The 12762-nt window shown below is 57.2% G+C and carries 13 protein-coding genes; 8 read left to right on the top strand and 5 right to left on the bottom strand.

Translation table 11 applies throughout. From position 1 onward, the window contains the following. Positions 1 to 7 precede the first annotated feature (7 nt). From moeB to H6F46_RS09475, 3 genes are all read left to right on the top strand, one after another. The gene (moeB, locus tag H6F46_RS09485) at positions 8 to 1171 is read left to right on the top strand and encodes a molybdopterin-synthase adenylyltransferase MoeB (RefSeq protein WP_190354678.1); all 1164 of its coding nucleotides are present in this window, start codon (positions 8 to 10) and stop codon (positions 1169 to 1171) included. Next, positions 1132 to 1404 (top strand): pentapeptide repeat-containing protein, encoded by a 273-nt coding sequence (locus tag H6F46_RS19835; protein WP_199291486.1) that lies wholly within the window; start codon positions 1132 to 1134, stop codon positions 1402 to 1404. Before moeB ends, H6F46_RS19835 begins: the two co-directional genes overlap by 40 nt. A gap of 216 nt (positions 1405 to 1620) precedes the next feature. Next, a complete protein-coding gene (locus tag H6F46_RS09475) occupies positions 1621 to 2190 on the top strand; it encodes an ATP-binding protein (RefSeq protein WP_190354582.1) in 570 nt (189 codons plus the stop codon). Here H6F46_RS09475 and H6F46_RS09470 read toward each other — a convergent pair. The 3 genes from H6F46_RS09470 to H6F46_RS09460 form a co-directional block, all read right to left on the bottom strand. Then, entirely contained in the window at positions 2187 to 2483 is a 297-nt protein-coding gene (locus H6F46_RS09470; RefSeq protein WP_199291485.1) for a DUF6439 family protein, read from the bottom strand. The two genes, H6F46_RS09475 and H6F46_RS09470, sit on opposite strands and share 4 nt — an antisense overlap. A 459-nt stretch (positions 2484 to 2942) precedes the next feature. Beyond that, positions 2943 to 3170, bottom strand: coding sequence for a ferredoxin-thioredoxin reductase variable chain (locus H6F46_RS09465; RefSeq protein ID WP_190354581.1), 228 nt, complete (start codon positions 3168 to 3170; stop codon positions 2943 to 2945). Positions 3171 to 3388: 218 nt separating this feature from the next. Next, the gene (locus H6F46_RS09460; protein ID WP_190354580.1) at positions 3389 to 5383 is read right to left on the bottom strand and encodes a PP2C family serine/threonine-protein phosphatase; all 1995 of its coding nucleotides are present in this window, start codon (positions 5381 to 5383) and stop codon (positions 3389 to 3391) included. Positions 5384 to 5573: 190 nt separating this feature from the next. On the opposite strand from H6F46_RS09460, the gene H6F46_RS09455 reads away from it, so the two are divergent. The 3 genes from H6F46_RS09455 to H6F46_RS19135 all read left to right on the top strand — a co-directional run bounded on the left by H6F46_RS09455 (position 5574) and on the right by H6F46_RS19135 (position 8200). After that, positions 5574 to 6017, top strand: a complete 444-nt coding sequence (locus H6F46_RS09455; RefSeq protein WP_190354579.1) for an NfeD family protein — start codon at positions 5574 to 5576, stop codon at positions 6015 to 6017. After that, complete coding sequence (locus H6F46_RS09450) at positions 6017 to 6955, top strand: SPFH domain-containing protein (protein ID WP_199291484.1); 939 nt, start codon at positions 6017 to 6019, stop codon at positions 6953 to 6955. Before H6F46_RS09455 ends, H6F46_RS09450 begins: the two co-directional genes overlap by 1 nt. Before the next feature lie 312 nt (positions 6956 to 7267). Next, positions 7268 to 8200, top strand: coding sequence for an N-acetylmuramoyl-L-alanine amidase (locus H6F46_RS19135; RefSeq protein ID WP_190354578.1), 933 nt, complete (start codon positions 7268 to 7270; stop codon positions 8198 to 8200). Between the two features lie 261 nt (positions 8201 to 8461). On the opposite strand, the gene map is transcribed toward H6F46_RS19135, so the two are convergent. Beyond that, positions 8462 to 9304, bottom strand: a complete 843-nt coding sequence (gene map, locus H6F46_RS09440; protein WP_099535267.1) for a type I methionyl aminopeptidase — start codon at positions 9302 to 9304, stop codon at positions 8462 to 8464. A gap of 177 nt (positions 9305 to 9481) precedes the next feature. Continuing rightward, entirely contained in the window at positions 9482 to 9913 is a 432-nt protein-coding gene (locus tag H6F46_RS09435; RefSeq protein WP_190354577.1) for a plastocyanin/azurin family copper-binding protein, read from the bottom strand. 773 nt (positions 9914 to 10686) lie between these two features. Here H6F46_RS09435 and H6F46_RS09430 point away from each other — a divergent pair. Next, positions 10687 to 11646 carry a hypothetical protein gene (locus tag H6F46_RS09430; RefSeq protein WP_099535259.1) on the top strand — a complete coding sequence of 320 codons (960 nt, stop codon included), beginning with the start codon at positions 10687 to 10689 and terminating at the stop codon, positions 11644 to 11646. Positions 11647 to 11741: 95 nt separating this feature from the next. Continuing rightward, positions 11742 to 12746 carry a pentapeptide repeat-containing protein gene (locus H6F46_RS09425; protein ID WP_190354576.1) on the top strand — a complete coding sequence of 335 codons (1005 nt, stop codon included), beginning with the start codon at positions 11742 to 11744 and terminating at the stop codon, positions 12744 to 12746. The last annotated feature ends 16 nt before the right edge of the window (positions 12747 to 12762 follow it).

Genomic DNA, 12762 nt, shown 5'->3' with positions numbered 1-12762 from the left:
GCAACCTATGCTGAATATCGATACCAGCAACACACAACTCCTAAAAGAAGAGTACGAACGCTACTCTCGACACCTCATCCTGCCCGAAGTGGGACTGGAAGGCCAAAAGCGTCTGAAAGCCGCCAGCGTGCTCTGCATTGGCAGCGGCGGTTTGGGTTCGCCCCTGCTGCTCTACCTCGCCGCCGCCGGCATTGGCCGGATTGGCTTGGTGGACTTTGACGTGGTGGACTACTCCAACCTGCAACGCCAAGTTATCCACGGCACATCCTGGGTTGGCAAACCCAAAATCGAATCCGCCAAAAATCGGATCCTCGAAATTAACCCCTACTGCCAAGTGGATTTGTACGAGGCGCGGCTCAGTTCTGAAAACGCCCTCGACATCTTCCGCCCCTACGACATCGTGGTAGACGGAACGGACAACTTCCCCACCCGCTACCTGGTGAACGACGCTTGCGTTCTGCTCGACAAGCCCAACGTTTACGGTTCCATCTTCCGGTTCGAGGGCCAAGCCACCGTCTTTAATTACGAAGGCGGCCCCAACTATCGCGACCTCTATCCCGAACCCCCGCCGCCGGGCATGGTTCCCTCCTGCGCCGAAGGGGGGGTGTTGGGAATTTTGCCGGGGATCATTGGCGTAATCCAAGCCACGGAAACCGTCAAAATCATCTTGGGCAAGGGCACGACCCTGAATGGTCGCCTGTTGCTGTACAACGCCTTGGATATGAAGTTTCGGGAACTGAAGTTGCGGCCCAACCCCGAACGTCCCGTCATTGAAAAGTTGATTGACTATCAACAATTCTGTGGGTTACCGCCCGTGGGCCAAGCCGAAGAAAAACCCGACGTGACCGAAATGAGCGTCACGGACTTGAAATCGTTGATCGACAGCGGCGAAGACTTCCTGCTGTTGGATGTGCGCAACCCCAACGAGTTTGAAATTGGCCGCATTCCGGGATCGGTGTTGGTGCCGTTGCCAGATATCGAAAGTGGCAGCGGGGTTGGGAAGGTGAAAGATCTGCTCAAGGGCCGCAAGTTGGTGGTTCACTGCAAGATGGGCGGGCGATCGGCCAAGGCCCTCGGGATCCTGCAAAAGTCTGGCATTGACGGCATCAACGTCAAGGGCGGGATCAATGCTTGGAGCCAAGAAGTGGATCCTTCGGTTCCCCAATACTAGTTCTTGATCCCAGCTCGAAATCCCAGCTTGTAATCCCACTGAGTTGTGCGGATTTGGTTGGCGCAGATCTGGTTGACGCAAACTTGGTTGGCGCAAACTTGGTTGGTGAAAATCTGGTTGGTGCAAAGCGGCGGTTAATCTTCATGAAGAGGACCGCCGCTTTTGCATGGCTCAGTTTCCTGAGATCCTTGGGCAGAGGGCGATCGCCCGTTCCGGGACATGGGGTCGCCTAGACTTTTCAACCCCTTTGGATACAATGGAAATTGAACGGTTCAGTAAAAATTCCTAACTTCCATCGCTCGATTCGTCCATCGAGGGTGCGATCGTTCGGTGCTTTGGCCCTCCGGTCAGCATTGCCCAATCCCTTAACTTTCTTGGGCTAATTGGCTGTCCCTGCCTCAGTTCCGCTCGGTATTTCTGGTCGTCCAAATGCTCTGTCTCCAGTTGTGATGGCCCCCACAGTTCGCCAAGAAAAACATCAGTGGCGCAAGCTGAGTTTCCCTTCAACGCTGCATTTGTGCCCTGTTCTGGATTTGTTAGTGGAAGATGTCCCGGAGCCTTGGCGCTTTGAAGTGCGCCTTGGGTTACAGGAGGCTTTGGTCAATGCGGTGAAGCATGGTAATGGCCTTGATCCGGGAAAACGAGTGTGTGTTCACTTTTCTGCTCGCAGCCACCGCTACTGGTGGATGATTTCCGATCGGGGGGGAGGATTTAAGCCCCCTTGTTGTTGCCATGCGCCGCCGTTGCCACCCGTGGCCATGGATGCGGATCTGGATGATGTGACCATGGATTTGGATGCGGTGGAAGACCTGCTGCCGGGTAACGAGGGGGAATGCGGCCGCGGTTTGTTCATCCTGCATCAAGTGTTCGATCGGGTGGAGTGGCAAGAAGGCGGCCGCGTGTTGCATCTGTACAAGGAAACGGATCCGATCCGGGTCTCGAAACGGCAGCGATTGGCCCAAGCGGCCCAAGGTTTGCGGGCCAGTTTGCGAGAACGCTATGTGGCGCTAGTGCGTTAGCGACCATGATCCGGGCAGGGCGGGGCGCTCACGGTGCGATCGAGCCATCCCGCCGCCTGCTGCAAATGCTCTAGGGCCATTTGGGGTTGGTCGCGCAACAGGGCCACCAAGGCCGCCGCCGCCTGTTCCCGGGCCCGGATCGATCGATTGCCCTTTTGTCGATGCCAATCCCCGTTGCCCAGCGCCAAACGCGATGCGAGCACCTGCGCCAGTTCTAAATCGGTCAGCTCTTGACAGGACTTGGCTTCCAGGGGGTTGGTAATCGGCTGGTGGGCAAAAAGGGAAGGTTTCATGGGTTGCTCGATCGCCCAATTGAAGCTGGGGGCAAGAAATCAAGAAATATTGCCTTCAGTGTGGCGACCTTTCCCAAAAAAATCAAATCTAATTACTGATTCAAACCATTGGATCCAAACCATTTGTCCAAGCTACCAGAGACAGGGGGCTTAGGGCCTGTCGTCAAATCGCCCAAAACCCTGATGATCTCATTCTCCCAACCGATCAGTCGTAGGGGCGGGGTCTCCCCGCCCAGTCCCCGCCCAGTCCCCGCCCAGTCCCCGCCCAGTCCCCGCGATCCTTGGGTGTTCCCAGGGGTGGACAGGGTTGTAGCGATCGCCCGGGTTAGGGTTGGGAGACCCAACCCCTACGGCGATGGAAATATGGAAAAGGCGATATCCCCTAAGCCCCTTGCCCCCTGATCGCGAAATGATCGGCAATTTCGAGGTGACGATCGGCTCAGGTTGCTGGTTGCGCAATTATGATTCCACGATCGTTAATTCACCATCCCGAAAATGGCCGCGAAACTTCCCTTCAAATTGCACCAGAAAAGGAAAGTTGGCGCTGACGGGGCGGCCCTGGTGCTCGGTGACGATCGCAATGATTTCCCCTTCCTTGCCTTCCAAGTTGTAGGGTTTGCCCCGATGCGCCGGGTAGTGGTAGACCTCTACGGTGGTGCTGACACGCACGCGATCGCCGACTTTCATAACCTCTGACAGCTCGCTAATAAACTTGGGTGGTTGAGCACGATCTGGAATGCCCAGAACGCAGGATTACCTACGTGGCGTTCGGTTCCAGTCGCGATTTTGGTCGTGATTCTGGATTTTCCCACACAAACCGCAGCGGAAACGGGCGATTAAGAGATCAATAACTGGCCATCAAAAAAAATGGCCATCAAAAAACTAGCCATCAAAAAATTCACGGGCTAAGGGCCGGGAACGGGGAGTTCTTCGGTGGTGGTGTTGGGCGCAGGCGTGCCCGGCTGTGTGGGCCTGGTGGGTGCGGAGGGTGGGCGGTTGGGATCAGGTCGATCGCCCCCGGAGGGACGCAGGGTGAGGGCCAGGGCGATCGCCCCCAAAATGACCAAGGCGATCGCGCCCAGCCCTATCCACTGGGGTTTGCTCAGGCCCGGGTGCGATCGGCGGCGACGCTGGGAACGGGGAGGACGGCTGGTGGTTTGCAACAGGGCTTGGGACGCTTCGGACATTTCCGATTCCCAGGTGGCCGGAGCCAAGGCCACGGCTTCGGGGGCCGCCGTCCAGGGATCGGGAATGCCCACGTTCAGGGGACTGAGACGACAAAGCAGGGCCACAGCGGTGGTGTTGTCGCTGCCATTGGTGGCGACGGCGGCGGCTACCCAGGCCTTGAGGGTTTCGTTGAGCGATCGCGTGCCGGTCACAATTCCCAATCCATATTCCCGCCAGCTTTGTTCCACCCAACCCTGATCGCTGAACCCATCGGAACAAAGCAACAGCAGCCCATCCTCATCCACAATCCAGCGCTGAACATGGGGTTGCAGACTGTCTGCTTCCTTCGCTCCCAAGGCCTGGGCGATCGCGCTGCCATTGGGTTGGTTCAGGGCTTCGCGATAGGAACGGAAACCGGTTTCTGCTTCGCGGCCCGCCAGGTCGTCATCCACCGTCAAGGGAATGCAGCCGCCCATGGAAATCCAATAGGCTCGGCAGTCGCCCACGTGAGCAATGTAGAGATCGCGGGCAATGGTGGTTTGCTCCACGAAGGGGGGCCGCAGGGGTTGGGGCAGGGCAATTGCCAGGGCGGCGGTGGTGGCCATCCGCTGGCGGGCTTCCCGGCCTTGGCTGTCGTTTTGGGTGGCAATCAGATTGTTGGCCACCCGCAGCATGGCCCGAATCTGTTCCGTGGCGATCGGGGCTTCGATCGATTCGCCACTTGTAATCGCCTCGGAAATCAAAGCTTGGGCCTGCAATTGCAACGACTGCATGGCCATTTGGCTGGCCACTTCGCCCCGTTCGCGCCCACCCAACCCATCGCAAACAATCGCCACGCCGGGATCGATCGCCCCCACGGGCGGTAAGGGCGAAAAGGTGTCGGGATAGCAGGTGTCCTCGTTGTTCGATCGCTGGCGGCCCGGATCCGTCAGGCCCGCTGCGATCACCGTCAAATCGTATTGGGCTTGGGTTTCTTGGATCAGGCGATCGAGCAGGGTGGCCGCTCCGGCCGGATTCAACGCGCCTTGGCGAACTTGGGTACACCAGTCCTGAAGCCGAACCCCCAGCAGGGCATCATTTTCCGTCGAGACCTGTGGCAACCAACCGGTGAGCCAAGCAAACCACAAATCCCCCAACCGCCGGAAATTCCCTTCCTGATCGGCCTCATCGGCCATCAACTCCCGTAGCCACAAACACCCCCCCTGAATCCGCACGTTTTGCAACGAAAGCAGGCTGGCCGTCACCCCTTCCGCTGCCAAGGCGGGCCATAGGTCTAACAGTTGCCGCAACCAGTGGAGCCGCCGCAGATTCCGGGCCCCGCCCCAAGCCTCATTAATGCTCGGGTAAGGTTGCCCCTGATCGTTCAGGGGAGCGTTTTCCAGCAGGATCGTATCGGGTGACTGATCACCCATCAAGCAAAGACCATAAAACTGAGGCAAGTGGCGGGCCCAACGATGGAGCCGCAGATAGGGCAGGGCCCGATCGGGCAGTTGGGGCGGCACATCGGGCGATCGGGCCGGTTCCGTCTCCAGCCACACGGACGGTGCTTGCACGTAATAGCGCCCGGCCACCATGCTGCCCACCGGAATTGCTGCCGCCACTTCTCCCACGGCCCACAGGTAGCGATAGAGCAGCGGTGTTTGGCACTCGCTACAGCGCTCCCGCCCGATCGCATTGCGAGGTTGGGCACAACTTGGATTTACGCAGTAGATGGGCGGCTCAAGTCCGTTCATTGCTGGCAAGCACAGTAGCGGATACCGCTCGATTGTATCCCTGGAATCTTCCGGATCCCGCCGATCCACGGATCCCAATTGATGAATCACCTGGATGACTTCATTAACAGGACAGCCCAAAACCCGAAAGCTAGAATGGCCTCAGACCGGTCGGCTCTTGCCACCCCTCCCTTCTGAACAGCCGGTTCCTATGTCCTTAACCACCCTTTGGATCCTGCTCGGTGCAGGGTTGTGTTTAGCAGAACTGTTTGTGCCCACGGCCTTTGTGGCGGCGGTGATGGGAGTCAGTGCGCTGGTGGTGGCTCTGGTGTCGGTGGTGTTGCCCAGTGCGCCCCTGCAAGTGGGGCTGTGGTTGGGGTTGTCGGTGGTGATGATTCGGGCGGCCCGGCAATGGCTCGATCGCCCCGCCCCGAAGCAACATTGGGACGCGATCGAGGGGCAAACCCTCACCGCAATCGCCCCCGGACAACCCGGCCGCGTCCTCTATGAAGGACAATCCTGGGCCGCCCGTTGCCAAGACACCAGCCAAGCGATCGCCCCGCAAACCCCTGTGTATATCGTTGGCCGCCAGGGGACAACCCTGTGGGTGCTACCGATCGAGCATTGGCCAGACAACCTAGAACCAGAGGCATAATGAGCACTTTCCTGATCCTTGCCCTCGCCCTGGGCGGCACAGCCCTCTCGGGCATCAAAATCATCAACCAGGGTGATGAAGCCTTGGTGGAGCAGTTGGGAAAATACAAGGGAAAACGCCTGGAACCGGGCATTAACTACGTGATTCCCGTGCTGGAGCGTGTGGCCTATCGGCAAACCTTGCGGGAACGGGTGATTGATATTCCGCCCCAGCAATGCATCACCAGGGACAACGTGAGCATTACGGCCGATGCCGTGGTCTATTGGCGAGTGGTGGATCTCGAGAAATCCTTTTATAAGGTTGAAAATCTGCAAATGGCCATGACGAATTTGGTGTTGACCCAAATTCGATCGGAAATGGGCAAGTTGGAACTGGATGAAACCTTCACCGCCCGGGAACGGGTTAACGAAGTTCTGCTTCAGGATCTGGACATTGCCACGGATCCTTGGGGTGTGAAGGTAACCCGGGTGGAACTACGCGACATCATTCCCTCCAAGGCCGTGCAGGAATCGATGGAGTTGCAAATGTCCGCCGAGCGGCGCAAACGGGCGGCCATTCTCACCTCGGAAGGGGAGCGGGAATCGGCGGTGAACTCCGCCCGCGGCCAAGCGGAGGCCCAAGTGCTGGAGGCGGAAGCTCGGCAAAAGGCGGCTATTTTGGCGGCGGAGGGGGAACGTCAGGCGATCGTGCTGAAGGCTCGGGCTGACCAAGAGCGGCAGGTGCTGCAAGCCCAGGCCACGGCGCAGGCCCTGAAAATTGTGGCCCAGTCACTTCAGCAAGATCCCAAGGCAGCGGAGGCCCTGCAATTTCTGATCGCCCAAAGCTATTTGGCGACGGGCCAGGCGATCGGCAGCAGCAACAGCAGCAAGGTGATGTTCATGGATCCGCGCAATATTTTGTCCACCCTCGAAAGCCTGAAGACATTGACGGGCGATTAAGCATAGGGGGCGATCGGGCGGCGGCTCCAATGCGCGATCGAGCCAATCCCTCAGCCCTTATCACTTATCAACGGTTCATCAACTTGCGCCAGTGGTCTCAGGCGCTTGGGCAATCTTCCGGCCCTGCGCTTAAATGGGGGCGGGACTTGCGGCGCTCGGCCTTGGATCGATCGGAATGGATCGGGATCGGTCAGGATCGATCGGGACTGGATGGATTCTGGGTTTGGATCTGGACTCGGATCGAGTCGATCGAGCCGTTGCGACCATTTCCCAATCAGCTTCCCCGGGACTCAGCGAGGCATTGACCCAACCATGAAGTACGGAATCGACATTGGCCACAACGCCCCTCCCGACACGGGGGCACGCGGCATCCGGTTTGAAGACGAGCTGACCATGGCCGTTGGCACAAGGGTGATCAACAAGTTGCGGGCCTTGGGGCATACGGTGGTGAATTGCTCACCGCGTAGCGCCTCCAGCGTCACCAACTCCCTTTGGCAGCGCTGTAATGTGGCAAATCTCAACCGGGTTGATACGTTTGTGTCGATTCACTTCAACTCCTTCAACACGGTGGTGAGTGGTACGGAAGTTTTTGCGGCCAGCGCCACGGGCGAACGGTTGGCGGCTCCCGTGCTGCGCGAAATTGTGGCCCTGGGGTTCAACAGCCGTGGAGTCAAAAATGGCGCACATTTATACGTGATTCGCAACACGTCTGCGCCGGCCATCCTGGTGGAATGCTGTTTTTGCGATTCTCGTCGGGATATGGATTTGTTTGATCCCGAAAAGATGGCTAACGCGATCGTGAAGGGGTTAACGGGACAATTACCCAAGCCGGAGCCAACCCCACCCCCAGCGCAGTCCAGCGCCCAGGTTTTGGAATTGCAGCGCACCTTGAACCGGCTCCGAATTTTGGATCGCAACAACCAGCGCCTAGCCGAAGATGGGTTCATTGGCCCGTCCACCACATCGGCCACCCAACGATTGCAGGCGATTTTGGGTTTGGTGACGGATGGGGTGGCGGGCGATCGCACCTGGGTGAACATTCGGCAAATTTTGGCCAAGCCGATTTTGCGGCCCAACCAAACCTCCGGCCCCGCTGTGCGCTACTTGCAATTTCGGGTGGGTGTGGCGATCGATGGCATCTATGGCCCCGGAACTCTGGATGCGGTGCGCCGTTTCCAAACCCAAAACCGCCTGACGGTGGATGGCATTGTGGGGCCGCAGGCTTGGGCTGCCCTGATTGGCTAGCGGAATGGGCCTCAAGGCCTGAGTAATCACGATCGCCCGCTCATGCACTAGAAAACACAAAGAGGCCGATCAATTGCCCATGAATAGCAATCGATCGGCCTGGCTAAGGGCTTGGGTTTCCCAACCTTTGCTCGGTTGTTGAGCAGTCGCCGAGACTGAATCCCAGCATTCAAGCCCGAAACTTCAAAATTGCAACTTCAAGACCGGCCCTCGATTCAGCGGCCGGCTTGGGGCCGGCCACGATTGAAACCTTTGTGGCAGCTAAACCTTGGTGCGATCGGTCAAAATTTCAAAGCCATCCTCCGTCACCAGCACCGTATGCTCCCACTGGGCTGACCAGGAGCGATCGACCGTTACGGCCGTCCACTTGTCACTCAAAATTTTGGTTTTCTTGGAACCCGCATTCAAAATCGGCTCGATCGCCAGGGTCATCCCCGCCCGCAACCGTACATTCGGCAGCTCACGGGTTCGGAAATTAAACACCGCCGGTTCTTCGTGCAGGTTGCGCCCCACGCCGTGACCGGTGAAATCTTCCACCACCGAGTAGCCATTGGCCTTCACCACGTCCTCGATCGCCCCGGCAATGTCCAGCAGCGTTCCACCGGGCTTCACCTGATGAATTCCGGCAAACAAGGCTTCTTCAGCAACTCGTGCTAGGCGATCGGCCTCCGGAGAGACCTGCCCCACCCGCACCGTCACACAGGAATCGCCATGGAACCCGTTGAAATAGGCTCCCGTGTCCACCTTCACAAGGTCACCACTTTGGATCGTCTTTTTCGAGTTGGGAATTCCATGCACCACTTCATTATTAATGGAGGCGCAAATGGAAGCCGGGAACCCGTGATAGCCCTTGAAGCTGGGCACGGCTCCCATTTCGCGAATTCGCTTTTCTGCGTGGCGATCGAGGTCAGCCGTGGTCATGCCCGGTTCTGCCAACTCCAGAATTTCCTTCAGCACCGTTGCCACGATCGCCGAAGCCTGCCGCATGATCTCGATCTCGCGCTTCGATTTGATTTCAATACCCCGGCGATTTTTTTGAATGCGCGGGCCCGTTTGCGAGTCGGCAGGCTTGGACTTGGGCAGCAGGTCGGCAAAAACGTTCATGGTGTTAGCAGGTGGTGTTAGCGATCGAAGCGACAGTGGGGAAGGCAATGTCCCTCTAGAGCTTATCAAAAAACTTTACAAGCCTGGGGGACTCTGGCCGGGGCTGGGTAACAGCCGGGTGCTTGCCCAACCGCAAGCGGCGATCGCCCGTCAAAGCCCCGGGGAGGCCAAGGCTCCCTACTGAATCAGAATTTCGCCGGTCATGCCCGCCGCCTGGTGGCCAGGCACGGTGCAACGGAGGGTATATTTGCCCGATCGCACCGGCACAAACACCCAATCGGCCACCGTGTTAGGGCGCAATTCCAACTCACGAATCGCGCCCTTAACTTCCACATTGCCCGCATCGACCTTCTGCGACCAAATGGCATCGGCAAAATCTTTGGCCGTGAAATAGTGTTTGGTGGGGCTGTTGTTGCTCAGGCGCAGTTTGTAGCGCTGGCCGGCCTCGAAGGTCAGTTGATTGGGCACAAAGCGCAATTCTCCAGAGGTGGTTCCCAGTTCCACGGCCACTTCCACGGGGGTTTGCTGACTTAAGGCCACGGCCGGAGCGGCCCAAGCCGGTGCGCACCCAATTCCCGTCAGCCACAGCCCAGCAATCAGCAATGGCATCAGGATCGATATCAGGATCGATCGCCCGATCGCTCGTTTGGCTGTTTTGAACCCCAGTTGCGTCTTAGCAAGTAAGGTTGTCCTTGTTGACGCATGGGAATCGATCGAAAAAAATGTCAATTTCCGTAAGTTCTGAATTTTCATACTCCTAATTTCCCAATTCTCGAAAAGGTGATTCAATCAAACTGGGTTACTTCGTCATTTTCTTGATCTTTGATTAATCAACAAATCAATAACCCATTCAATGATTGAGAAACAGTCAAAAACATCTTTCAAAACAAGACAAAAAGGCCCGAAGCTCGATTTTGGTAATGAATTGGATCGATTACCCCACAGCCCTAATTGTCCTAAATCTAGTGTAGGACGGGTTGGTGGCTTCACAAATGGTGAATCACTGCACAGGAGTGCGGTTACTGACTAAAAAACAAGATTGGAAAACCACGTGCGAGATCGATATTGGTGGATCGATCTCGCCAGGGTAAGGCATACTCAAAGTGACCCTTGACCATGCCACTTCTCCCGAACAGCCGCCCTGTGCTCTGAACAGTCTGCAAGAGCACAGCGTTTGTTGTCTAATTCCTGATGTAATGGAGGAGATTTGCATGATTGGCGGTAATCGACGGACTGTTGCGCTCATTGCCCTGGGTGATGCTGATGCTGCCAAAAGCGACTGGTAAGCTCCCGTTATCGCCCTGGTTCGACTGCGATCGACTCAATTTGGGTGCAGCCCGATTTCCTCTCCCTGGACTCTCGCGTTTTGACCCCTTGGCCCTATGAGCGATATTCCCTCCATCCTCCAAGACCTCGCACGGGAGTTAGAACGCGACCCAGAAATTGTTCGCATTAAAAAACTGCTGCTGTTGGCTTGTACGGGCCACTGGGAAGGCGATAACCAGAAAATTGCCCTGCTCGATACGGGGCGGTTGCTGCAACGGCTGCAATCCTTGTCGCCCACGATGAATCATCTAACGACTCGGTTAAACCGGGCAGCAGCTCACCTGAATAAGCCTCAGGTGTATGGGGTAATTGCCAGTCGCATTAGCCAGCGGTTGGGAAATCTTTGTCATGATCCGGACGGAGAAGCCACCCTCACCAGCACGGAACCGCGTTTGCCGGTGGAGTCTGGAGACGAGCGGACGGTGCTGTCTTTCCAAGGCCCCAGCCAAAGCGCAGAACCGGCGATTGTGGCTCGGGATCCATCCCAGGACACCATGACCAACCGGCCGGTGGTGAATTTGGCGGCCTACGATTGGTTTGCGGTGCGATTTGAATTATTGCGGGCCACCAACCCGTTGCGGGTGAAGATTCTCAGCTTTTTCACGCTGGATCCCCAAACTAGTTTCAATGCCTATACTTGGGCTTCTATTAAGTCGGAATTGCTCGATCGCCTGTTGTATCGGCTCTGCGAAGCTTGTCCAACCCTGGATGATTTGGAAGAACGCTTGCAAAGCACGGTGAATCGTTTCCCGGAAGTGGAAGAATATGCCCAGGCTGCGGAGTCAATGATTCGCGTGCTCGATCGAGCCATCTATTCAGCGGATCCGGAACCAAAACCCCTGGCCCAAGAATCCTTTGGCGCGACGGGACGTTTTCCGGGCTTTGAAATGTTTGGCGAGGCGGCGGAAAAAACGCAACTTAGCTCTGGCTTACCCATGGAAGCTGAGGATGAGGATGATGAGACAGAACGATCGATGTTTGCGATCGAAAATGTCTTTACCCGATCGCATCCCTAGGCACACTGAGGCTGACCTGAGCAATCGCCCTTGGCCCAGCTCCGCGCGCGGCCTGCAAAATTCCCTGTCTTCTTTCCTGGAAGCCCAACAGACCCATGGACGCACAAGCCATCTTGCAACGCTACAAAGCAGGTGAGACCAACTTCAGTGGCCTCAACCTGAGCGGCTGCAAACTGATTCGCGCGGATCTTGTGGGTGTGAATTTCACCGGGGCCGACCTCAGCCACGCCAATTTGATTTTGTCTTACCTCAATCGGGCGGTGCTGCGAGGGGCCAACTTAACCCACATCAAACTGAGCGGGGCCAACCTCGATCGCGCCAACCTGAGTGCGGCAAACTTGCGGGATGCGGACTTGCATGGGGCCCGGCTGGAAGCGGCCGATCTGCGCAATGTGAACCTTTCCCTGTCGATTTTGACCGATGCCAACCTGGTGGAGGCGGATTTGCGCAACGCCAACCTCAGCGGCATCAATGCCCGAGGGGCCTGCCTGCGGGGGGCCAATCTGCGCGAAGAAAAGCGGGTCTATCAAGGGGCCAACCTCCGGGGAGCCGATTTGAGCTTTGCAGACCTGCAAGGGGCGGATTTGTCTGGGGCGGATCTGACCCGTGCGAATTTGACGGGGGCCAATTTGCGGGAAACCGTCCTGCGCGGGGTGAACCTGATGGAAGCCAACCTGAGCGGAGCCATTTTGTGTAATGCGGCCCTCAGCGACAGCAACTTGGAGCGGGCCACGCTACTTCAGGCAAATCTCACGAGTGTGCGGGCCGAGCGAACCATTTTCAATGAATGTAATCTCAACGGCAGTGTTTGTCAGATGGCGCTGTTTGCGGATGCTAAATTTGCCCACGCCAAGATGTTGCAGTCGGATTTTTCCTATGCACGCTTAACTCGGGCTGATTTGCGCCGGGCGGATCTGACTCGATCGAACCTGTCCCAGGCGGATTTGGTGGACTCGTTCTTGACGCGCACCAATTTGCGAGATGCCAACATGACCAAGGTGCTGTTAAATCGGGCGGAAATGAGCAGTGCAAACCTCAACGGCGCAAACTTGACCAACGCCACCATGCCCGACGGCCAAATTTATTATCAAAACTACTAAAATCCCTCAACCGACG

Origin of the sequence: Limnothrix sp. FACHB-1083, assembly GCF_014696485.1 — a bacterium.
Taxonomy (GTDB): Bacteria; Cyanobacteriota; Cyanobacteriia; order CACIAM-69d; family CACIAM-69d; genus CACIAM-69d.
The sequence above is the reverse complement of the archived record's forward strand: the minus strand, read 5'-3'. Positions and strand labels throughout refer to the sequence as shown.

What these genes read in the sequence shown, in the direction of transcription:
- moeB (WP_190354678.1), top strand. Translation starts at nt 8, where the DNA reads ATGCTGAATATCGATACCAGCAACACACAACTCCTAAAAGAAGAGTAC.
- H6F46_RS09475 (WP_190354582.1), top strand. Translation starts at nt 1,621, where the DNA reads ATGGCCCCCACAGTTCGCCAAGAAAAACATCAGTGGCGCAAGCTGAGT.
- H6F46_RS09470 (WP_199291485.1), bottom strand. Translation starts at nt 2,483, where the DNA reads ATGAAACCTTCCCTTTTTGCCCACCAGCCGATTACCAACCCCCTGGAA.
- H6F46_RS09465 (WP_190354581.1), bottom strand. Translation starts at nt 3,170, where the DNA reads ATGAAAGTCGGCGATCGCGTGCGTGTCAGCACCACCGTAGAGGTCTAC.
- H6F46_RS09460 (WP_190354580.1), bottom strand. Translation starts at nt 5,383, where the DNA reads ATGAACGGACTTGAGCCGCCCATCTACTGCGTAAATCCAAGTTGTGCC.
- H6F46_RS09455 (WP_190354579.1), top strand. Translation starts at nt 5,574, where the DNA reads ATGTCCTTAACCACCCTTTGGATCCTGCTCGGTGCAGGGTTGTGTTTA.
- H6F46_RS09450 (WP_199291484.1), top strand. Translation starts at nt 6,017, where the DNA reads ATGAGCACTTTCCTGATCCTTGCCCTCGCCCTGGGCGGCACAGCCCTC.
- H6F46_RS19135 (WP_190354578.1), top strand. Translation starts at nt 7,268, where the DNA reads ATGAAGTACGGAATCGACATTGGCCACAACGCCCCTCCCGACACGGGG.
- map (WP_099535267.1), bottom strand. Translation starts at nt 9,304, where the DNA reads ATGAACGTTTTTGCCGACCTGCTGCCCAAGTCCAAGCCTGCCGACTCG.
- H6F46_RS09435 (WP_190354577.1), bottom strand. Translation starts at nt 9,913, where the DNA reads ATGCCATTGCTGATTGCTGGGCTGTGGCTGACGGGAATTGGGTGCGCA.
- H6F46_RS09430 (WP_099535259.1), top strand. Translation starts at nt 10,687, where the DNA reads ATGAGCGATATTCCCTCCATCCTCCAAGACCTCGCACGGGAGTTAGAA.
- H6F46_RS09425 (WP_190354576.1), top strand. Translation starts at nt 11,742, where the DNA reads ATGGACGCACAAGCCATCTTGCAACGCTACAAAGCAGGTGAGACCAAC.